The sequence below is a fragment of the Microbacterium sp. NPDC087868 genome, from assembly GCF_044900755.1.
In the GTDB taxonomy this organism is placed as follows: Bacteria; Actinomycetota; Actinomycetes; order Actinomycetales; family Microbacteriaceae; genus Microbacterium; species Microbacterium galbinum.
In genome coordinates, this window is the sequence record NZ_JBJDNO010000003.1 from 24,387 (window position 1) to 44,523 (window position 20,137).

The 20,137-nt window shown below is 71.6% G+C and carries 17 protein-coding genes; 11 read left to right on the top strand and 6 right to left on the bottom strand.

The features are described from left to right. Nucleotides 1-3: 3 nt before the first annotated feature. Both ACI2JZ_RS10340 and paaZ read left to right on the top strand, forming a co-directional pair. Nucleotides 4-849 (top strand): 3-hydroxyacyl-CoA dehydrogenase family protein, encoded by an 846-nt coding sequence (locus tag ACI2JZ_RS10340; protein WP_404598110.1) that lies wholly within the window; start codon nt 4-6, stop codon nt 847-849. Continuing rightward, nucleotides 846-2,927, top strand: a complete 2,082-nt coding sequence (gene paaZ / locus ACI2JZ_RS10345) for a phenylacetic acid degradation bifunctional protein PaaZ (RefSeq protein ID WP_404597451.1) — start codon at nt 846-848, stop codon at nt 2,925-2,927. The genes ACI2JZ_RS10340 and paaZ overlap by 4 nt, the downstream gene beginning before the upstream one ends. Before the next feature lie 87 nt (nt 2,928-3,014). Here the strand turns inward: paaZ and ACI2JZ_RS10350 are convergent, their stop codons facing one another. The 5 genes from ACI2JZ_RS10350 to ACI2JZ_RS10370 form a co-directional block, all read right to left on the bottom strand. Next, the gene (locus tag ACI2JZ_RS10350) at nt 3,015-4,304 is read right to left on the bottom strand and encodes a hypothetical protein (protein WP_404597452.1); all 1,290 of its coding nucleotides are present in this window, start codon (nt 4,302-4,304) and stop codon (nt 3,015-3,017) included. Nucleotides 4,305-4,460: 156 nt separating this feature from the next. Continuing rightward, the gene (gene ptsP, locus ACI2JZ_RS10355) at nt 4,461-6,959 is read right to left on the bottom strand and encodes a phosphoenolpyruvate--protein phosphotransferase (RefSeq protein ID WP_404597453.1); all 2,499 of its coding nucleotides are present in this window, start codon (nt 6,957-6,959) and stop codon (nt 4,461-4,463) included. After that, on the bottom strand, nt 6,959-7,603 hold the full coding sequence (gene dhaL / locus ACI2JZ_RS10360) for a dihydroxyacetone kinase subunit DhaL (protein WP_404597454.1): 645 nt from the start codon (nt 7,601-7,603) through the stop codon (nt 6,959-6,961). Before dhaL ends, ptsP begins: the two co-directional genes overlap by 1 nt. Continuing rightward, nucleotides 7,603-8,595: a dihydroxyacetone kinase subunit DhaK gene (dhaK, locus tag ACI2JZ_RS10365; RefSeq protein ID WP_247623081.1), complete on the bottom strand. Its 993-nt coding sequence runs from the start codon at nt 8,593-8,595 to the stop codon at nt 7,603-7,605. The genes dhaL and dhaK overlap by 1 nt, the downstream gene beginning before the upstream one ends. 222 nt (nt 8,596-8,817) lie before the next feature. After that, complete coding sequence (locus ACI2JZ_RS10370) at nt 8,818-10,938, bottom strand: DEAD/DEAH box helicase (protein ID WP_404597455.1); 2,121 nt, start codon at nt 10,936-10,938, stop codon at nt 8,818-8,820. 80 nt (nt 10,939-11,018) lie between these two features. Between ACI2JZ_RS10370 and ACI2JZ_RS10375 the strand changes: the two genes are divergently transcribed. From ACI2JZ_RS10375 to ACI2JZ_RS10410, 8 genes are all read left to right on the top strand, one after another. After that, nucleotides 11,019-11,438 (top strand): pilus assembly protein CpaE, encoded by a 420-nt coding sequence (locus tag ACI2JZ_RS10375; RefSeq protein WP_247632676.1) that lies wholly within the window; start codon nt 11,019-11,021, stop codon nt 11,436-11,438. A gap of 100 nt (nt 11,439-11,538) precedes the next feature. After that, nucleotides 11,539-12,558 carry a 1,2-phenylacetyl-CoA epoxidase subunit PaaA gene (gene paaA / locus ACI2JZ_RS10380; protein WP_404597456.1) on the top strand — a complete coding sequence of 340 codons (1,020 nt, stop codon included), beginning with the start codon at nt 11,539-11,541 and terminating at the stop codon, nt 12,556-12,558. Next, nucleotides 12,558-12,863, top strand: a complete 306-nt coding sequence (gene paaB / locus ACI2JZ_RS10385; RefSeq protein WP_247623085.1) for a 1,2-phenylacetyl-CoA epoxidase subunit PaaB — start codon at nt 12,558-12,560, stop codon at nt 12,861-12,863. Before paaA ends, paaB begins: the two co-directional genes overlap by 1 nt. After that, nucleotides 12,860-13,684, top strand: coding sequence for a 1,2-phenylacetyl-CoA epoxidase subunit PaaC (paaC, locus tag ACI2JZ_RS10390; RefSeq protein ID WP_404597457.1), 825 nt, complete (start codon nt 12,860-12,862; stop codon nt 13,682-13,684). The genes paaB and paaC overlap by 4 nt, the downstream gene beginning before the upstream one ends. 5 nt (nt 13,685-13,689) lie before the next feature. After that, the gene (gene paaD / locus ACI2JZ_RS10395; RefSeq protein ID WP_404597458.1) at nt 13,690-14,172 is read left to right on the top strand and encodes a 1,2-phenylacetyl-CoA epoxidase subunit PaaD; all 483 of its coding nucleotides are present in this window, start codon (nt 13,690-13,692) and stop codon (nt 14,170-14,172) included. Continuing rightward, nucleotides 14,172-15,335 (top strand): 1,2-phenylacetyl-CoA epoxidase subunit PaaE, encoded by a 1,164-nt coding sequence (paaE, locus tag ACI2JZ_RS10400; protein ID WP_404597459.1) that lies wholly within the window; start codon nt 14,172-14,174, stop codon nt 15,333-15,335. The genes paaD and paaE overlap by 1 nt, the downstream gene beginning before the upstream one ends. Nucleotides 15,336-15,349: 14 nt before the next feature. After that, nucleotides 15,350-16,120, top strand: a complete 771-nt coding sequence (locus tag ACI2JZ_RS10405; protein WP_404597460.1) for an enoyl-CoA hydratase/isomerase family protein — start codon at nt 15,350-15,352, stop codon at nt 16,118-16,120. A gap of 111 nt (nt 16,121-16,231) precedes the next feature. Then, nucleotides 16,232-17,755: an ATP-dependent DNA ligase gene (locus ACI2JZ_RS10410; protein WP_404597461.1), complete on the top strand. Its 1,524-nt coding sequence runs from the start codon at nt 16,232-16,234 to the stop codon at nt 17,753-17,755. Nucleotides 17,756-17,785: 30 nt separating this feature from the next. Here ACI2JZ_RS10410 and ACI2JZ_RS10415 read toward each other — a convergent pair whose 3' ends face one another. Continuing rightward, nucleotides 17,786-18,304, bottom strand: a complete 519-nt coding sequence (locus ACI2JZ_RS10415) for a phosphoribosyltransferase (protein WP_404597462.1) — start codon at nt 18,302-18,304, stop codon at nt 17,786-17,788. A gap of 145 nt (nt 18,305-18,449) precedes the next feature. On the opposite strand from ACI2JZ_RS10415, the gene ACI2JZ_RS10420 reads away from it, so the two are divergent. Then, on the top strand, nt 18,450-20,096 hold the full coding sequence (locus tag ACI2JZ_RS10420) for a thiamine pyrophosphate-binding protein (RefSeq protein ID WP_404597463.1): 1,647 nt from the start codon (nt 18,450-18,452) through the stop codon (nt 20,094-20,096). Nucleotides 20,097-20,137: the final 41 nt, after the last annotated feature.

The window sequence follows — 20,137 nt, forward strand, 5'->3', positions numbered from 1 at the left end:
GTGATGGGCGGAGGGCGTATGGGCGCGGGCATCGCGCACGCGTTCCTGCTCGCCGGATCGCGAGTGGTCGTCGTCGAGCGCGATACGGAGGGCGCGGATGCCGCGGCGCTGCGCATCGACGAGAGTCTCCGCCGTTCCACCGACCGCGACCCCGGCCTCGATGCGGGCGAATGCGCCGCGCGCCTCCGGGTCACGACCGATGTCGAGGCGTGCAGCGAGGCTGCACTGGTCGTCGAGGCCGTGCCCGAGGACCGCGTGCTCAAAGAGGATGCGCTCGCGCGGCTCGAGCACGTGCTGCCGGACGAGGCCGTGCTCGCCTCGAACACCTCATCGATCTCGATCGACGACCTCGCGCTCGCACGCCGACGGCCGGAGCGCTTTCTCGGGCTCCACTTCTTCAACCCGGTGCCCTCGTCGGCGCTCGTCGAGATCGTGCGGGGAGCGACCACCGACCCGGCCGTCGTCGATACCGCGCGCGAGTGGGTCGCTCTGCTCGGCAAGACTCCGATCGTGGTCGCCGACTCCCCCGGATTCGCGTCGTCGCGCCTCGGCGTCGCGCTCGGCCTCGAAGCCATTCGGATGCTCGAGGAGCGCGTCGCATCCGCTGCCGACATCGACGCCGCCATGACGCTGGGGTACCGGCATCCGGTGGGTCCGTTGCGCACGACCGACCTCGTGGGGCTCGACGTGCGTCTCGGGATCGCCCAGGAGCTCGCCCGCGAGTTGGGTGAACGCTTCGAGCCACCCGCTCTGCTGCGCCGGATGGTGGCCGAGGGGCGGCTGGGACGAAAGAGCGGCGCAGGCTTCTACGACTGGACCGACCCCGACTCTCCGAAGGAGACGCGATGACCGAGTACCTGCCCAGTTACGTCGAGGGCGCCTGGTGGACGCCCTCGGCCGGATCACCCTCGACGGAGGTGCGCGACGCATCGACCGGCGAGCTCGTGACCCGCGTGTCGACCACGGGTCTCGACCTCGCGGCGGCGCTCGTGCACGCCCGCACGGTCGGGCAGGCGAGCCTCGCCGCGCTCACCTTCCACCAGCGGGCCGTGCTGCTGAAGAAGTTCGCGCTGGCGCTGACCGCCCGCAAGGACGAGCTGTACGCGCTCTCGGCCCGTACGGGTGCGACGGCCGCCGATTCGTCGGTCGACATCGACGGCGGCATCGGCGTGCTCTTCTCCTACTCGGGCAAGGGACGCCGCGAACTGCCGAACGGCACCGTGCGCATCGACGGCCCGGTCGAGCCCCTCTCGAAGGACGGGTCCTTCCTCGGCCGCCATGTGCACACCACGCTGCCGGGCGTCGCCGTGCAGATCAACGCCTTCAACTTCCCCGTGTGGGGTGCGCTCGAGAAGTTCGCCCCCGCCTTCCTCGCGGGCATGCCGACGCTGATCAAGCCCGCGACCCCGACCGGCTACCTCGCCGAGGCGATGGTGCGCATCCTCATCGAGTCGGGTCTGGTGCCCGAGGGCACACTGCAGCTCGTGAGCGGGAGCGTGCCCGACCTGTTCGACCACCTGCTCCTCGGCGACATCGTGGGGTTCACCGGCAGCGCCTCGACCGCCGAGTCGCTGCGGCGGAGCGCCGCGGTGCAGACCGGGGGCGTGCGTTTCACGGCCGAGACCGACTCGATCAACGCCTCGGTACTCGGCACGGATGCCACGGTCGGCACGCCCGAGTTCGATGCCTACGTGCGCCAGCTCGTCACCGAGATGACGACGAAGGCCGGGCAGAAGTGCACGGCGATCCGTCGCGTCATCGTGCCGGAAGGATCGGCGGATGCCGTGATCGAGGCCGTGCGCACCCGCCTCGCGGAGCGCACGGTGCTCGGAGACCCCCGCGCCGAAGGTGTGACCATGGGGCCGCTCGCCTCGCTCGCCCAGCGCGACGAGGTGCTGCGACAGGTCGCCGCGCTGCAGGATGCCGGCGGACGGATCGTGATCGGCACGACCGCGACGCCGGAGGTGCGTCGCGCCGACGGAACCACGGGGCAGATCTCGGAGGGGGCCTTCGTCGCGCCGATGCTGCTACGCTTCGACGACGCCGAGGCGGATGCCGTGCACGGCGTCGAGGCCTTCGGCCCGGTCGCCTCGATGCTGACCTACGCGACCATCGCGGAGGCCGCAGGTCTCGTCGCCCGCGGCGGCGGTTCGCTGGTGACGAGCATCGCGACGCACGACCCCGCGCAGGCGGTGGCGCTCGCGACCCGCATCGCGCCGTTCAACGGCCGGCTGCTGGTGCTCGACCGCGACGATGCGCGCTCCTCGACCGGACACGGATCCCCGCTCCCCAACCTCGTGCACGGTGGACCGGGGCGGGCCGGCGGCGGCGAGGAGCTGGGCGGGATCCGGGCGGTGCTGCACCACATGCAGCGCACCGCGGTGCAGGGATCGCCCGAGATGCTCACGGCCCTGACCGGCGTCTGGCACACGGGCGCCGCGGTGCGCAGCGACGGACGGCATCCGTTCCGGCGATCACTCGCCGAACTGCGGGTCGGCGACCAGGTGGCCTCGGGATCGCGCACCGTGACCCTCGACGACATCGAGACGTTCGCGCGCTTCACCGGCGACACCTTCTACGCCCACATGGACGAGGCCGCGGCGGCGGCGAATCCGTTCTTCCCGGGGCGGGTCGCCCACGGCTATCTGCTCGTGTCGTGGGCGGCAGGACTCTTCGTCGATCCCGAACCCGGTCCGGTGCTCGCGAACTACGGACTCGAGGACCTTCGCTTCGTCACGCCGGTGTCGCCGGGTGATGAGATCCGCGTCGAATTGACCGCGAAGCAGATCACGCCGCGCGAGACCGACGACTACGGCGAGGTGCGCTGGGACGCCGTCATCCGCAATCAGCGCGACGAGACCGTCGCGACCTACGACGTGCTCACGCTCGTGAGCAAGCGACCTCAGGGCGAGACGGTGCTCGCCTGATTCCGGAGAGCCCGAACAGCGCCCCGGCCGCGACCATCCCGACCAGAAGTCTCGTGAGCGACCGCATCGACGGCATCCCCCGCCCGTTCATCCGAACACCGGCGGCACGCGCAACGTCGCATCCTCCACGCCGATGCCCGTCACGACCGCCGCCGGATCGGCGGGGTCGCGGTCGGCGCGGAACCGCACGAATCCGCCGTCTCGTGTGGCCGACTCGTAGAAGTACTCGCCGGAGGCGACGACGGTCACGAACGTCCCTTGCGGGAACGCCGTGATGGCCGCGCTCACGGGATCCCCCACGTGCACTCCGCCGGCCGAGGGCAAGGAGCCTCCCGGGTGGACCGGTTCGCCGTAGACGTTCGACACGCCGACCGTCACGCTCGCGACGCGTTCGCCGCTCTCATCGGTCCAGATCCCGACCGATGCGGATCCATCGGTGGCGGTCAGCCACCACGGGCTCCCCGCCCACTCCGGCTCGACCGCCCGAGCACCCGGTACAGCGGCCAGGGCAGCATCGAGATCACTGCCGAGCACGATCGGGCCGACGGCCGCGGTGCTCATCTCCCACGCGCTCCACGGCGCTGACGGATCTGCCGCCGTCGGTGTCTCCGACGGAGTCGGCGGATTCGCCGTCAGCTCCCCGATGAGGGCGTCGCGGGCGGAGCCGCTGTGCTCTCGCAGCATCTCCGCCACCGCCTCGGCGTCGATCGTCGATCCGTCGACCCCCGTCTGGAACAGCTCGACGATGACGTTCCCCATCGACGCGTAGCCCTTGTGATACCGCCACTCGCCATCGACGTACCCCTCGGTCAGCGTTCCGGCGATCGCCTGCACGTCGTCACCGTCGCCGACGATTTCGGCGTCGAACCCGGACTCCCGCTCCAGCACGTAGGAGGCGCATTGCTCCGTCGCCGCGCGAAGCTGGTCCATCCGCGCTGCGACCTGCGCCTCGTCGGCGAGCTGCAGCACGTGCAGCCGCCCCACGGCGCTGTCGCTTCCCTCGAGGGTCCACGTGAGGGTCCGCGCCCCGACCGATCCCAAGGACATCTCTGCGGAGAGCGCGCCGCAGATCGAGGGGACGGGCACCGGCCCACCCCCGTCGGAGATCTGCTCCAGTGCGCTCGTCGGTTCGGACATCTCCGCGATGCCCGGCAGGAGCGCGCGGATCTCGTCCTCCGAGGGCAGGAACCAGTCGAGCTCGTCACCGACGAAGTGGAGCGGCCCGTCGTAGGCCGCGGGCTCCGGAGTCTCGGGGGCCGCCGTCGGGGTGGGATCCGGCGTCGAGTCGGGTTCGGGCGCGCACCCGGAGAGTCCGAACAATGCCCCGGCCGTCACCAGGCCGAGGACGAGCTTCGTGAACGACCGCGCGTGCGGCATATGACCCTCCGATGATCCGCTGCGCCGCCTGCCGACGCCTCCCCTGGGGCGAGCGTAGCGGCTGCTCCGGACATCCCGCCTGCCTCCGCGACCGGTCAAGATCAGAATGATACGAATCGCATGCCCGTGGGCGCATATATGTCACGACGGAAGGTGTCAGAGCCCGCTCACGTCCGCCAGAACGGCGCCCACCGCCTCTCGCGCCGCCGAAGCGGTCGGCGCTGCGAGGGCCGCATCGGCCGCACGTCGGCACGCGTCCTGATCGACGGCCGCGAGCGCCGCGCCGACCCGCCCGAGCGCGCGCGGTGCCATCGAGAGCGAAGTCACTCCGAGCCCCGCGAGCACCGGAGCGAGCGCGGGGTCCGCCCCGGCCTCGCCGCATACCCCGACCGGCTTTCCCGCCGCGCGCCCCGCGGCACCGACGGCGCCGATGAGTCGCAGCACCGCGGGCTGCCACGGATCGTTGAGGTCGCCCAGTTCGCTGAGGAGCCGGTCGGCCGCGAGCGTGTACTGGGCGAGATCGTTGGTGCCGAGGCTGACGAAGTCGACGACCTCGAAGATCTCGGTGGCGAGCAGGGCGGCCGACGGGGTCTCGATCATGATGCCGACACGGTCGATCCCCGCGCCCCTGGCCCGCTCCGCGAACTCCGCCGCCTCCTCGACGGTCGCCACCATCGGCGCCATGACCTCGACGAGGGCCGATTCCGCCGCGGCGGCGAGGGCGAGCGCTCGCCGCTGATCGTCGAGAAGACGCGGGTTGCGACGGGCGATCCGCAGACCCCGTATGCCGAGCGCCGGGTTCTCCTCGTCGTCGACGTTCGCGAAGGGCAGGGGTTTGTCGCTTCCCGCGTCGAGCGTGCGCACGACCACCTTGCGACCGGGGAACGCGGCGAGCACCCCGCGATACGCGATGACCTGCTCATCGACGGAGGGAGCATCCGTGCGCCCGAGGAAGCAGAATTCCGTGCGGAACAGTCCCACACCCTCGGCGCGCGCCTCCGCAGCGGCGAGGGCGTCCGCCGCACCTCCGACGTTGGCGAGCAGGGCGAGCGGATGGCCGTCCGCCGAGCGGCCCTGCCCGTCGAACTCGACGACGACCGCGGCGGCACGCGCGGACGCCACTCGTTCCTCATCCGGGCCGACCTCGACGGTGCCGCGATCACCGTCGACGAGCACGATCTCCCCCTCGCGGATGCCCGTGGCACCGGTGACGCCGACGACCGCCGGAAGCCCGAGCGAGCGGGCGATGATCGCCGTGTGAGAGGTGGGACCGCCCTGCTCGGTGACGAGCGCTGCGCAGCGACCACCGCCGAGGGCGGCCGTGTCGGCGGGCGAGAGGTCCACGGCGACGAGCACGAACGGCTCCTCGCGCTCGGGGACCCCCGGCAGGTCGAGTCCGAGGATCGCCGCGATCACGCGGTCGCGCACGTCGCGGATATCGGCGACGCGTTCGGCCATCCGCCCCCCGAGCGCCTCGAGGGCCGTCTCGTGCGATCGGGCCGCTTCCCATGCCGCGCGCGCGGCCGTGCGGCCCTGCGAGAGCACGAGCGCGCGGGCATCGGCGAGCAGCTCGGGATCGGACGCGATGAGGCGTGCGGCATCGAGGATCTCCCGCGCCTCCCCCGTCGACTCCGCGGAGCGCGCACGCAGGTGCTCGGCGACCGCGACGGTCGCCCGCTCGACCGCCGAGACCTCGGCGGCGCGCTCGCTCTCGGCGACGACGACTCCGCCATCGGGCTCGGGCAGCGCGGGTGCGAGATGAACGACGGATGCCGCGGCGACCCCGGGGCTCACGCCGCGTCCGCGCAGCACATCGCCCGCGGTCACCGCACCCGCAGCATCCCGAGGCGGCGCGACCGGTTCCGGCGCCGAGCCCGTCCCGACGCGGGTGCCGCTGCCGGTGCCGGGGCCGGGGAGACTGTCCGTACCCTCCCCGAACCCGTCGTCGAAGAGCGCCGCGATCCGATCGAGGGCACCGGCGGCATCCGCACCCCGCGCCGAGATCTCGATCTCGTCGCCCTGGCGCGCGCCGAGGATCAGCAGGCGCGAGAGGCTCGCCGCGGCCGCCTCCGGACCGTCGGGCAGCCGCCGCAGGCGCACATCGACGCCACCGGATGCCTCGGCGATCAGCGCCGCGGGACGCGCGTGGAGGCCCTGCGGGTTGCGCACGAGCACGCGGCGGGTCTGCGCGTCGCCGGCGGGTCGGGACGGAGGAACCGGCTCCGGAACCGGTTCCTCCGCACCGAGCTGCCCCGTCTTCGCTCCGAGGGCCGCGGACGCCTCGGCGGCGACCGTGTCGAGATCTCCCCCGGCCGCCGCCGACACCACGGCGGCGAGCAGACCCTCGACGAACGGTGCGGGGGCGAGCCTGACCGGCACGTCGCTCAGGCGCAGTTCGAGTGCGAGCTCGGCGCTGAGCACGGCCGACCCGAGGTCCATGAGCACGAGCACACCGTCGCAGTCGCCGGCCAGCTCGTCGATCGCTTCGGCGACGGCCACGGCATCCGTGCCGAGGATCGGCGTGCCGTCGGCATCCGTGCCCGCACCCGCCGCGACGCGCACTCGGGCGCCGGGCCCCTGCACCATCTGCAGGGCGAGCTCGAGCGCCGCCTCCCCGAGTCGTGCACTGTGGGAGACGGCGACGATGCCGATCATCAGCTCGCCGCGATCGCCGCGGCGAGCGTCTCGAAGAGCAGCGCGGTCGATGCGGCACCGGGATCGAGATGGCCGGCACTGCGTTCACCGAGATAGCTGGCCCTCCCCTTGCGGGCCACCAGCGGCAGCGTCGCGTCACGCCCCGTGGCGGCGGCGACCGCAGCGGCCTGCGTCGCCTCGGCCAGGTCGGCACCTCCCGCGATGGCCGCGTCGAGCGCGTCGACCGCCGGCGACATCGCGTCGAACATCGTCTTGTCCCCGGCCTCGGGCTTGCCGCGCGCGACGATGCCCTCGAGCCCGGCGCGCAGCGCGGCGGCCAGGCCGGTCGCGTCGAGATCCTGGACCGCGCCGGTCGTCATCCCCATCCGCAGGAAGAACGTGCCGTAGAGCGGCCCGCTGGCGCCGCCGACCGAGCTGACGAGCGTCATCCCGACGGTCTTCAGAAGGTCGTCCGCCGCGGCCGGCGCGCTCGCTGCGAGCTTCTCGGTGACGGCGCTCATCCCCCGCGCCATGTTCGCGCCGTGGTCGGCGTCGCCGATCGCGGAGTCGAGTTCGGTGAGCCATTCGCGCTTCTCGGCGACGGCCGCGCCGAAGCGGATGATCCAGTCCTGCAGGGTGGCGATCGAGACGGTATCCGCGGCCATCAGGCGCCCCACCGCAGACCGGGGGTCACGACCGGGCTGTCCCACAACCGCAGCACCTCGTCGTCGGCCTTCAGTACCGTGACCGAGCAGCCGGCCATGTCGAGCGAGGTGATGTAGTTGCCGACGAGGTTGCGCACGATCTGCACGCCCGCTGCCTCCAGGAGCGCTGCGACCTCGGCGTACATCAGGTAGAGCTCGATCTGCGGGGTCGCGCCCATCCCGTTGACCATCACGATCGCGGGTCCCGCGAAGTCGAGGTCGGCGAGGATCGGCTCGACGAGCTGGCGGGCGATGTCGGATGCCGGCGCCAGGGGCTCCCGGTGGCGCCCGGGCTCGCCATGGATGCCGATGCCGATCTCCATCTGGTCGTCCGGAAGGTCGAAGGTCGGCTTGCCGGCGGCCGGCACCGTGCAGCTGGTGAGCGCCATGCCCATGGAACGCCCCTGGCCGTTGACGCGTTGCGCGAGGGCGACGACGGCGGCGAGGTCCTGTCCCTCCTCCGCGGCCGCGCCGACGATCTTCTCGAGCAGCACGGTGAGGCCGACGCCGCGTCGTCCGGCCGTGTAGAGCGAGTCCTGCACCGCGACGTCGTCGTCGACGACGACCGTGCCGACCTCGATGCCCTCCATCGAGGCGAGTTCGGCGGCCATCTCGAAGTTGAGCACGTCGCCGGTGTAGTTCTTCACGATGTGCAGCACGCCGGCCCCCCGGTCGACGGCCTTCGTCGCTGCCTGCACGCGGTCGGGCGTCGGTGAGGTGAAGACCTCACCCGCGACCGCGGCGTCGAGCATCCCGACACCGACGTAGCCGCCGTGCAGGGGCTCGTGCCCCGATCCGCCGCCGGAGACGATCGCGACCTTTCCCTGCGCCTTCGGCTCGGCCCGCGTGATGACGTGCGTCTCGAGGTCGACCGACAGCTCGGGATGCGCCAGCGCGACTCCCTTGAGCGATTCGACGAGCACGTCCTCCGGGGCGTTGATGAGCTTCTTCATCGTCCGATCTCCTTCGATCTCTTCCGTCGGGTGTCGATGCCGGCCGCATGGCCGACGTCGCGAAAGCAGGCGACCTGGAACAGGCGACACCGCCGTCACTGTCGAACATGCTCGGGACGGCTGGTCTTGTCAAGGTCGAACGTGGGATCCGGGGCCACGAACTCTCTTCTTCGGCGTTCTTCGACGCCACCGTGTCACCCGCGCAGTGTCACCCGCGCAGGGTCACCCGCGCAGGGCGAGCACGAACGGCAGCACCTCGCTCGCGCCGGCGCGCCGAAGCGTGCGCGCGGCGACCGTGAGAGTCCATCTGCTGTCGGCGAGATCGTCGACGAGCAGCACGGGACCGTCGGGGATCTCGAGGTGATCGGCGCTGAACCGATCCCAGAGACCGCCGAGGCGGAAGACGCTGTTACCGCCGGGCTGACCGCTCGGACCGCCGCCGACGAGACCGAGCTCGCCCAGGTACGGCAGCCGGCCGATCTCGGCCAGTCCGCGGGCGAGGCTGTCGACGAGCCGGGGGCGCGAGCGCGACGGGAGTGCGACCACCGCGACGGGTCGCTGCGACCACTCCCACCCGGCCAGCACGCGCACGCATCCGTCGAGCACCTGTCGCGTCACCGCCTCATCCGCAGCCCCCGCGGCGAAGAGCGTGCGCAACGTGCCACCCCACCCCAGGTCGGTCAATCGCGCAAGCGCCCGCCCCTCGCCCGCCTGTTCGTCGGCGGCGATGCGCCCCTTGACGGGGACGTCGAGCCGATCGGCGCCCGTGGGCCAGGCGCGGCGGGGCTCGATCGGCACCCCGACCCGGTCGAGCGACTGGGAGGCCTGGGTGGTGGCCGCCGCGCCGATCTCGCGCGGGAACCATTCGCCCGCGCAGTTGTCGCACCGCCCGCAGGGCTTCGCGGTGTCGTCGTCGAGGGCGCGCTGCAGGAACTCCATCCGGCATCCGTCGGTCTGCTCGTACGCGATCATGTGCTGCTGCTCGGCGACGCGCTCCCCCGCGATGCGTTCGTATCGCTCGGCGTCGTAGCTCCACGGCGCCCCCGTCGCGACCCACCCGCCCTGCACGCGTCGCACCGCGCCGTCGACGTCGAGCACCTTCAGCAGCAGTTCGAGCGGGGTCCGACGGATGTCGACCATCGCCTCGAGGGCCGGTGTCGAGATCGGCGCGTCGCCGAGTGCGCCGATCACCCGCTCCGCTCGTTCACGGTCGGGCATCGACGCGGTCGCGAAATAGTGCCAGATGTCGCGGTCCTCGACACCGGGCAGCAGCAGCACGTCGGCGCTCTCGCTGGCGCGGCCGGCACGACCCACTTGTTGGTAGTACGCCACGGGCGACGAGGGCGCGCCGAGGTGCAGCACGAAGCCGAGATCGGGCTTGTCGAACCCCATGCCCAGCGCACTCGTCGCGACGAGCGCTTTCACCTCGTTGCGCTGGAGCATCCCCTCGGATTCGGCGCGTTCCTCGGTGTCGGTCTGCCCCGTGTACGCCCGCACGTCGTGCCCGTGATCGCGCAGCAGTCGCGCCGTATCGACCGCCGCCGCGACCGTCAGCGTGTAGATGATGCCCGATCCGGGGAGATCGTCGAGGTGGCTCAACAGCCAGGCCAGTCGGCTCGCGGAGTCGCGCAGCCGGAGCACCCCGAGGCGCAGCGACGTGCGCGCGAGCGGTCCGCGGATCGTGAGCACCCCGGCCCGGGGATCACCTCCCGCCGTGCTCGCGCCGAGTTGCTCGGCCACGTCGACCATGACGCGGCTGTTCGCCGTGGCCGTGGTGGCGAGAACCGGGACGTCGGCCGGCATCTCGGCGATGAGATCGCGCAGCCGTCGGTAGTCGGGGCGGAAGTCGTGCCCCCAGTCGCTGATGCAGTGCGCCTCGTCGACCACCAGCATCCCCATGCGGCTCACGAGCGCCGGCAGACGCTCTTCCCGGAAGGCCGGATTGTTGAGGCGCTCGGGCGACACGAGCAGAACGTCGACCTCGTCACGGTCGAGCTGCGCGAGGACGTCGGTCCACTCCTGGGCGTTCGTCGAATCGATGGCGACCGCCCTCACCCCGGCTCGGGAGGCTGCCGCGATCTGGTCGCGCATCAGGGCCAGCAGCGGCGACACCAGGACGGTCGGCCCCGCCCCCTGGCCCCGCAGCAACCGAGTGGCGACGAAGTAGACCGCGGACTTCCCCCACCCCGTGCGCTGCACGACGAGCGCCCGGCGGCGACCGTCGACGAGCGCTTCGATGGCCTCGTACTGCCCGTCGTGGAAGTCGGCATCGGGGCGGCCGACCAGCTCGCGGAGGGCGGCGAGAGCGGCCGCGCGGGTGCCGACGGAGGATGCGGAGGTCATCCCCTCACTCTGCCCCATCCCTCCGACACGGCGACTGACGCACCGGCCCCGCCGCGCAACCGGTCGTCTAGCGTGGAGACGTGATCACCCGAGACCTGGCCGTCGCCCTCCGAGCCGCCGGCCTGGTGTGGCATCCGATCGAGGGCGACCGCTTCCAGCTCGACCTCCCGAACGAGGTGGAGCTCGAATCCGAGGCCGACGTGTTCACCGTCAGCGGTATGACGATCGAGGCGCGGCAGACGCCGAGCGGCACCGACCTCGCCTTCAACGGCACGACCGAGTGGGCGCTCGACGCGGTGACCCTCGCGGATGCCGTGTGGCTCCCCCGCGAGGACCAGTTGCGCGAGCTGCTGCGTGGAACCTTCCGCTCGCTGGAGCGGCTCGACGACACCTTCCGTGTGCGTGTGCGGATATCGGGGGAAGACCTCTCGTTCGAGCACCCCGATCCCGCCGAGGCGTACGGCCGAGCGCTGCTGGAGCTGGTCTCGCGCTCGCAGTGAGTCGAGGATCCGGCGCGCGCCGGCCTTGAGGATCCCGTCCCGTCGTGACAGAATTACCTAACGATCGGTCAGTAAAGATGCTGACCCGGGAGGAGCCACGATGAACGCCCCCGCAGACCCCTCGATCACCGCGGCCGTCTCCGACGAGCAACGCATCTCCGACGAGGAACGCGTCTCCGATGAGGAACGCCTCTTCGACGGGCTCATCGCGAACGAGCAGCGCATCGAGCCGCGCGACTGGATGCCCGAGGCCTACCGCAAGACGCTCATCCGTCAGATCTCGCAGCACGCGCACTCCGAGATCATCGGCATGCAGCCGGAGGGCAACTGGATCACGCGCGCGCCCAGCCTCAAGCGCAAGGCGATCCTGATGGCGAAGGTGCAGGACGAGGCGGGCCACGGCCTCTACCTCTACTCCGCGGCGCAGACCCTCGGCATCACCCGCGACGAGATGATGCAGCAGCTCATCGACGGGCGGGCGAAGTACTCCTCGATCTTCAACTACCCCACCCCGACCTGGGCCGACATGGGCGCGATCGGATGGCTCGTCGACGGCGCCGCGATCTGCAATCAGGTTCCGCTCTGCCGCGCCTCGTACGGACCCTACGGCCGCGCGATGGTGCGGGTCTGCAAAGAGGAGTCGTTCCACCAGCGCCAGGGCTTCGAGATCCTGCTCACCCTCATGCAGGGCACCGAGGAGCAGCGACGCATGGCGCAGGATGCCGTCGACCGCTGGTACTGGCCGAGCCTGGCGATGTTCGGCCCGCCGGACGACCAGTCCCCCAACTCTGCGCAGTCGATGGCCTGGAAGATCAAACGGTTCTCGAACGACGAGCTGCGCCAGCGCTTCGTGGGGATGCTCGTTCCGCAGGCAGAGATCCTCGGCGTCACCCTCCCCGACCCCGAGCTGCGCTTCGACGAGGCATCCGGGCGGTACGAGATGGGTGAGATCGACTGGGACGAGTTCTTCGAGGTGCTCCGCGGCAACGGTCCGTGCAACACCGAACGGCTGGAGCGCCGGCGCACCGCTCACGAGGACGGGGCATGGGTGCGGGAGGCCGCGGCGGAGTACGCCCGCCGGCAGGCAGCCGCCTCGGCCCTCGACAAGGAGGTGGCCTGATGGCGAGCCCCGGCACCGACCCCCGCGAGCCCTGGCCCCTCTGGGAGGTCTTCGTGCGTGCGAACCGCGGGCTCAGCCACGTGCACGTGGGGTCCCTGCACGCACCGGATGCCGAGATGGCGATCCGCAACGCGCGCGATCTCTACACCCGACGCGGCGAAGGGGTCTCGATCTGGGCGGTGCCCGCCGAGGCCATCACCACGAGCGACCCCGATGCGAAGGGCGCGTACTTCGAGAGCGCCGCGGGCAAGAATTACCGGCACGCCGTGTACTACACGGCCTCCGAAGGCGTACCGCACCTGTGAACGCCGTGGACGGGCACGGTGACGTCACCGTCGAGGAGCTGCACCTCGCGCAGGAGCTCGCGGGATCCGGCGAGCGCGCGGCATCCGCCGACATCGCCGAGTACGCGCTGCGTCTCGGCGACGATGCGCTGATCCTGTCGCAGCAGCTGGGCGCCTGGATCTCGCGTGCGCCGGAGCTCGAGGAGGACGTGGCGCTCGGCAATATCGCCCTCGACCTGCTCGGCCACGCCCGCTCGCTGCTGCGCTACGCCGGCTCCTTCGACGGACGCAGCGAAGACGATCTGGCGTTCTTCCGCGACGAGCCGGAGTTCCGCAGCGCCTGGATCGTGGAGCAGCCCAACGGCGACTTCGCGCAGACCATCGCGCGCCAGCTCGTCGTCTCGACGTACATGGTCGAGCTCTACGCGGCGCTGCGATCGAGCGGCGACGGGACCCTCGCGGCCGTCGCCGAGAAGGCGCTGAAAGAGGTCGACTACCACCGCGACCACGCCGTGCAGTGGACGCTCCGGCTCGCGGGCGGGACGGACGAGTCGCGCACGCGGATGATCCGCGCCCTGCGCGACGTCTGGCCGTTCGTCGACGAGCTGTTCCGCGACGACCCACTGATCGAACGGCTCGGCGATGCGGCTGCGCGCCCGTCATCGCTGCGCGCGGGCTTCGATGCCGTGATCGACACGGTCTTCGCCCGGGCCGACCTCGCGGTGCCCGACGTCGCGGCGTCGTCGGCGGGCGGACGACAGGGGTCCCATGCCACGCCGATGGGGCACATCCTCGCCGAGATGCAAGTGCTCGCGCGACGGCATCCGGGGGCGAGATGGTGACGAAGATGACGACGACGGATGCCTGGCGGATCGCCGCCGCCGTCGCCGACCCCGAGGTCCCGGTGCTGACCATCGAGGACCTGGGCGTGCTGCGCGCGGTCGAGTCCGATGGCGCGCGGGTGCGCGTCGACATCACCCCCACCTACAGCGGATGCCCCGCGATGGACACGATCCGCGACGACGTGATCCTGGCGTTCACCGCGGCGGGCTTCGGCGAGGTCGAGGTGCGGCTCGTGCTCGCCCCGGCCTGGACGACGGACTGGATGTCGGATGCCGGCAAGCGCAAGCTCGAACGCTACGGCATCGCCCCTCCGACCGGTCGTGCGGCGGTGCACGACGGGCCCATCCCTCTCACGCTGAGCGTGCGCTGCCCGCGATGCGGATCGCTCGACACCCGGGAGGTATCGCGGTTCGGTTCCACCGCGTGCAAGGCGCTGTTCGAGTGCCGCGCCTGCCTCGAGCCCTTCGACCATTTCAAGGTGCACTGATGTCGCTGTTCGCGCCGGCCACGGCATCCGCTCCCCCGGCCCCGCCCCGCGAGGTGCCGACGGCGCGTCGACGCGCCCGCTTCCACACGCTCGTCGTCGAGTCCGTGCGCCCGCTCACCGACGACGCGGTCGAGGTGACGTTCACGGTGCCGGCCGCGCTCGCCGGCGAGTACGACCACCTGCCCGGCCAGTACGTCGCGCTGCGCACCGTGCTCGACGGGGTCGAGGTGCGGCGGTCGTACTCCCTGTGCCGTGCTCCCGAGCATCGCGCCGACGGCGCCGACACCCGGCTGAGCGTGGCGGTCAAGCGCGACGAGGGCGGGCGGTTCTCGACCTGGGCGCAGAGCGGTCTGAAGCCGGGGTTCGAGATCGACGTGATGAGTCCGCAGGGCACCTTCACCTCGGCCCTGCCCGACCTCGATCACCGGCACGTGGTGGGCATCGCCGCCGGCTCCGGCATCACCCCGCTGATGGCCCTGGCGCACACGGTGCTGTCGCGGTCGGACACCGCGCGGTTCACCCTGCTGTTTACGAACCGGTCGACGCTCGACGTGATGTTCCTCGAGGATCTCGCCGATCTGAAGGACCGCTACCCCACGCGCCTCACCCTGCACCACGTGCTCTCGCGCGAGCAGCGCACCGCTCCCGTGCTGTCGGGCCGCATCGACGAGCCGAAGCTGCGCACGATCCTCGCGACCCTCCTCCCGCCCGACGACATCGACGAGTGGTTCCTGTGCGGGCCGCTCGCCCTGGTCGACCTCTGCCGCGAGGTCCTGGCCGATGTCGGCGTGGGCGGCGAGCACATCCGCTTCGAGCTGTTCACGACCGGCGACGAGCCCGCCCGTGCCGCACGACCGGTGCAGGTGCGGGCGGGTGAGCGCACGACGACGATCGAGGTGACGCTCGACGGCGTCTCGTCGACGGTCGAGAGCCCCGTGGATGCGCACGAGTCGGTGCTGAACGCGGCGCTGCGCGTGCGGCCCGACGCCCCCTTCGCCTGCGCGGGCGGGGTGTGCGGCACCTGTCGGGCCCGGGTCGTCGAGGGCAGCGTCACGATGACCGAGAACTACGCGCTCGAGCCCGACGAGATCGAGCGCGGGTTCGTGCTCACCTGCCAGTCCCATCCGACCAGCGACCGCGTCGTCGTCGACTACGACGTGTGAGGGAGAACGCACCGATGATCGATCTCCGCATCGCCGACGACGTCGCCCACGTCACCCTGCGCGCTCCCGAGCGACTGAACGCGCTCGACGAGGAGGCGCTCCACGGCCTCGATGCCGCCTACGCCGAGGCCGAGACGGCGGGTGTGCGCGCGCTCGTGCTGAGCGGAGAGGGACGCGCGTTCTGCGCGGGACGGGACATCTCGGGCGTGGATCCGCGCGACGACGACGTGATCGGGTACCTGGGCGGGCTCGTCGCCCCGCTCCTGCAGCGGATGTCGCGCTTTCCCGCGCCCACGTTCGCGGCTGCCCACGGCGCCTGCCTCGGCGTCGGCCTCGGCCTGCTGATCGCCACCGATGTCGTGTACGTCGCGGAGTCGGCGAAGATCGGCTCGCCGTTCGCCGCTCTCGGCGCGACCCTCGACTCCGGCGGGCATGCCCTCTTCCTCGATCGCCTGGGCGCGCACCGCACCCTCGACCTCATCTACACGGGACGCCTGATGACCGGCGTCGAGGCCGTGACCGCGGGACTCTTCTCGCGGGTGCTGCCCGACGATGAGGTGCACGAGGCGACGAGGGATGCCGCGGCGACGGCCGCCCTCGGACCGACGGCCGCGTTCGTCGCCAGCAAGCGCCTCGTGGCGCGCATCCGCGACGAGCGGCTGGCGCTGTGGGAGTCGGTCGAGCTCGAGAGCGCGGCCCAGGCGGAGCTCGGCGACACCGATGATTACCGCGAGGGATTCGCGGCGTTCCAGCAGAAGCGGAAGCCGCGGTTCCGCGGGCGGTGAGGCGGCGCGCACGTGAGCCGACACGCCGGTGAACGGGGGTGCCGCTGAGCCGGTGACCCCGGGTTGTCAACGCTCTGGCCGGATGTCGGTGCCCGGTGTCACACTTCGGAGATGATGCTCTCGCAGCTGGTCTCGACGGCCGAGGAGGTCGCCGCCACGTCCTCGCGCCTGGCGAAGATCGACGCGCTTGCCCGGCTGCTGGTCCAGGCCGACGCCGACGAGATCGCGCCGCTGACCGGGCTCCTCCTCGCGACACCGCGTCAGGGGCGCCTCGGTGTCGGATGGCGAGGAATGAGCGCCCTCGAGGTCTCCCACGCCGACGCCTCGACGCTCGCGATCACCGACGTCGATCAGGCGTTCGAGCGTCTCGCCGCGGCATCCGGAACCGGCTCCGCCAGCGTGCGCAGCAGCACCCTCCAGGCGCTGGCCGCGCGGGCGACCGCGCCGGAGTGGGATCTCCTCACCCGGGCCATGCTCGGCGAGCTGCGCACCGGTGCGCTCGGCGGCGTGCTGCTCGACGCGATCGCCCGCGCCTCCGATCGTCCGGTGCCCGCCGTGCGCCGGGCCGCCATGCTGTCGGGCGACCTCGGCGAGACGGCGCTGATCGCACTCACCGGAAGCGCCGAATCGCTCGACGAGGTCGGGCTCCGCGTCGGTCGTCCCGTGCTGCCGATGCTCGCCGCCACCGCCGCGACCCCGACCGACGCCCTGGGCATCACGGGTGAGGCCTCGGTCGAGTACAAGCTCGACGGTGCCCGCATCCAGGTGCACCGCCACGGCGACGAGGTGTCGGTGTACACCCGCAGCCTCGCCGACATCACCCACCGCGTGCCCGAGCTCGTCGAGATCGTACGTGCCCTGCCCGCGCACGACCTCATCCTCGACGGCGAGACGCTGGCCCTCGATGAAGACGGTGGGCCGCGTCCGTTCCAGGAGACGATGTCGCGGTTCGGGGCCGACGCCGCGCGCGAGCTCGCCCTGCGCCCGTGGTTCTTCGATCTGCTGCACGTCGACGGGCGCGACCTCATCGACGAGCCGCTGGGCGTGCGGCTCGCAGAGCTCGATCGGGTCGCCGGCCCCTGGCGCATCCCGGGAACGGTGACGGCCGATGCCGAGGCCGCCGAACGGGTCTCGCACGATGCCCTCGCCGCCGGCCACGAGGGCATCGTCGCCAAGGCCATCGACTCGCCGTACGCCGCGGGTCGCCGGGGCAAATCCTGGGTCAAGGTCAAGCCCGTGCTCACCTACGACCTCGTGGTGCTCGCGGCCGAATGGGGCTCGGGGCGCCGTCAGGGTCTGCTGTCGAACCTGCATCTCGGGGCACTCGATCCCGCCGGAGAATTCGGCGAACCCGGCGCTCTCGTCATGGTCGGCAAGACCTTCAAAGGGCTCACCGACGAACTGCTGCGCTGGCAGACCGCCACGTTCCCGACGCTCGAGACCCGACGCACGCAGGGCACCGTGTTCCTGCGGCCCGAACTGGTCGTCGAGATCGCGATCGACGGCGTACAGCGATCCCCGCGCTATCCCGGGGGCATCGCGCTGCGCTTCGCCCGCGTCAAGGGCTACCGCCCCGACAAGGCGCCGGGCGAGGCCGACACGATCCAGACGCTCCGCTCCCTGCTGCGGGAGTGAGGTGAGAAGAGCGCCGGCTACGGCATCCGCTCAGGCCGAAGGTGCGAGCCCGAGGTCCTCTTCGCGCACGGTTCCCTGGAACGACCACGGGAAGTTGATCCAGAGATCGGTGTCCTTCCAGGCGTAGTCGGGCTGGATGATGGTCGACGGCTTCGTGTAGATCGTGACCGAGCGTACGTCGGCGCCCTTGTCCTTCAGCAGCTGCACCGCGAGGGCGAGGGTGCGGCCCGAGTCGGCGACGTCGTCGACGAGCAGCACGCGGCGCCCGTCGAGGTATGCCATGTCGAGCTCGGGCGGGAGCACCTCGGGGGCGTCGAGCACGGTGCCGATGCCGGTGTAGAACTCGACGTTGATCGCGCCGCAGTTCTTCGCGCCGAGACCATAGGCGATGGCGCCGGCGGGCAGGAGCCCTCCGCGGGCGATCGCGACGACGACCTCGGGCTCGAAGCCGCTGGCGAGGATGTCACGGGCAAGGTCGCGGGTGGCGGCGCCGAAGCCGTCCCAGGTGAGCGTCTCGCGCTCGTTCGATGTGTCAGTCACCCGATCCATTGTCCTCCATCGCGGCGATAGACTGATCACGTCCGGCCGCCCTGCGACCGGTGCCTGAAAAAGAGGCACGAAGCACTCCTCGCCGACGCGGGTGCGAGACACATACGGAACGTCGTTCTCCGTCCCTGTCTCGAAAGGCTTCGCCATGCCCTCCGTCTCCGCGCACGTCGCGCTCACCCTCGCCCAGCACATCGACGCCGTCTTCGGGGTGATGGGAAACGGCAACGCCTACTTCCTCGACGCGATCGAGACGCAGACGGATGCCGTCTTCACCGCGGTACGCCACGAACAGGGTGCCGTGGTCGCCGCCGACGCGCACTTCCGCGCCTCGGGCCGGATCGCCGCGGGCACCTCCACCTACGGCGCCGGATTCACGAACACGCTCACGGCGCTGGCGGAGGCGGTGCAGGCGCATGTGCCGCTCGTGCTCGTGGTCGGCGACGAGCCGACATCCGGACCGCGTCCGTGGGACGTCGACCAGATCGCCCTCGCCTCGGCGGTCGGTGCGCGCACTTACACCGTGGGCCGCGCCGACGCGGCGGCGACGACCGTCATCGCGATCGAGCACGCGCTCACCTACCGCGTGCCCGTCGTGCTGGCGATCCCCTACGACGTCGCGGCGCGGGAGGCCGGCCCCGTGCCGCCGGCCCCGGAGCCGCGGGTGCCGGCCCCGCTCGCACCGAGCGGGGAGTTCGCCGAGGGGATGCTCGACGAGATCGCCGCCGCTCTGTCCACGGCCGAGCGGCCGTTCCTGTTGGCCGGCCGCGGCGCCTGGTTGTCAGAAGCGAGCACGGCGCTGGGCGAGCTCGCAGCGTCCACCGGCGCGCTCACGGCATCCACCGCCCTCGGCCGCGGAGTCTTCCCCGACACTCGTTTCGACCTGGGCGTCACGGGCGGTTTCGGGGCGGAGGGGGCGATGGAGCTGATCCGCGAGGCCGATGTCGCCGTCGTGTTCGGCGCGGGACTGAACCAGTTCACGATGCGCTTCGGCGCGCTGTTCGCGCCCGGCACGAAGGTGTTCCAGATCGACATCGCCCCGGCGGCCACGCACGCCCACGTCGGTGGCTTCGTCCGGGCCGACGCACGTCTCGCGGCCGAGGCGCTGGTGGAGCGGGTGACGGGTTCGATCGGTGCGCCGTGGCGTGAGAGCGTCGACGTCACTGCCGCACGGGCGTACGACCACGGCGACGATCTCGCCCCCGACGGGCGTCTCGACCCCCGCTCCGCGGCCCGGCGCATCGCCGCGCTGCTGCCCGAGGACCGCGTGGTGGTCTCGGACGGCGGGCATTTCATCGGCTGGGCGAACATGTACTGGCCGGTCGCCGCGCCCGACCGGATGATGATGATCGGCACGGCCTTCCAGTCGATCGGACAGGGCTGGCCGAGCGTCGTCGGTGCCGCTCTCGCCCGGCGCGACGCCACCGTCGTGCTCACCTCGGGCGACGGCGGCGGACTCATGGCGATCGCCGATCTCGAGTCCGCGGTACGTGCAGCCGCCGGTCGCGGGGTGGCGGTGATCTGGAACGACGCCGCCTACGGTGCCGAGGTCAACCTGTACGGATTGAAGGGGCTCGCCGAGGCGCCGATGCGCATTCCCGAGGTCGACTTCGCCGCCTTCGCCGCAGCGGTCGGCGCCGAGGGCGTCGTCGTGCGCACGCTCGCGGATCTCGATCGCCTGGAATCGTGGGCTGCCGAGGACCCCGCGACCCGCCGCTTCCTGCTGCTCGACCTGCGCATCTCGGGTGACGTGATCGCGCCGTACCAGCAGGAGATCATCCGCGTGAACTCGTAGGCGCGGCATCCGTTCGTTCCTGTCCGTTCGTTCCTGTCCGT

What these genes read in the sequence shown, in the direction of transcription:
- ACI2JZ_RS10410 (WP_404597461.1), top strand. Translation starts at nt 16,232, where the DNA reads ATGATGCTCTCGCAGCTGGTCTCGACGGCCGAGGAGGTCGCCGCCACG.
- paaD (WP_404597458.1), top strand. Translation starts at nt 13,690, where the DNA reads ATGACGACGACGGATGCCTGGCGGATCGCCGCCGCCGTCGCCGACCCC.
- dhaL (WP_404597454.1), bottom strand. Translation starts at nt 7,603, where the DNA reads ATGGCCGCGGATACCGTCTCGATCGCCACCCTGCAGGACTGGATCATC.
- ACI2JZ_RS10340 (WP_404598110.1), top strand. Translation starts at nt 4, where the DNA reads ATGGGCGGAGGGCGTATGGGCGCGGGCATCGCGCACGCGTTCCTGCTC.
- ACI2JZ_RS10405 (WP_404597460.1), top strand. Translation starts at nt 15,350, where the DNA reads ATGATCGATCTCCGCATCGCCGACGACGTCGCCCACGTCACCCTGCGC.
- paaZ (WP_404597451.1), top strand. Translation starts at nt 846, where the DNA reads ATGACCGAGTACCTGCCCAGTTACGTCGAGGGCGCCTGGTGGACGCCC.
- dhaK (WP_247623081.1), bottom strand. Translation starts at nt 8,595, where the DNA reads ATGAAGAAGCTCATCAACGCCCCGGAGGACGTGCTCGTCGAATCGCTC.
- ACI2JZ_RS10415 (WP_404597462.1), bottom strand. Translation starts at nt 18,304, where the DNA reads ATGGATCGGGTGACTGACACATCGAACGAGCGCGAGACGCTCACCTGG.
- paaB (WP_247623085.1), top strand. Translation starts at nt 12,558, where the DNA reads ATGGCGAGCCCCGGCACCGACCCCCGCGAGCCCTGGCCCCTCTGGGAG.
- ACI2JZ_RS10370 (WP_404597455.1), bottom strand. Translation starts at nt 10,938, where the DNA reads ATGACCTCCGCATCCTCCGTCGGCACCCGCGCGGCCGCTCTCGCCGCC.
- ptsP (WP_404597453.1), bottom strand. Translation starts at nt 6,959, where the DNA reads ATGATCGGCATCGTCGCCGTCTCCCACAGTGCACGACTCGGGGAGGCG.
- ACI2JZ_RS10350 (WP_404597452.1), bottom strand. Translation starts at nt 4,304, where the DNA reads ATGCCGCACGCGCGGTCGTTCACGAAGCTCGTCCTCGGCCTGGTGACG.
- paaE (WP_404597459.1), top strand. Translation starts at nt 14,172, where the DNA reads ATGTCGCTGTTCGCGCCGGCCACGGCATCCGCTCCCCCGGCCCCGCCC.
- ACI2JZ_RS10420 (WP_404597463.1), top strand. Translation starts at nt 18,450, where the DNA reads ATGCCCTCCGTCTCCGCGCACGTCGCGCTCACCCTCGCCCAGCACATC.
- paaA (WP_404597456.1), top strand. Translation starts at nt 11,539, where the DNA reads ATGAACGCCCCCGCAGACCCCTCGATCACCGCGGCCGTCTCCGACGAG.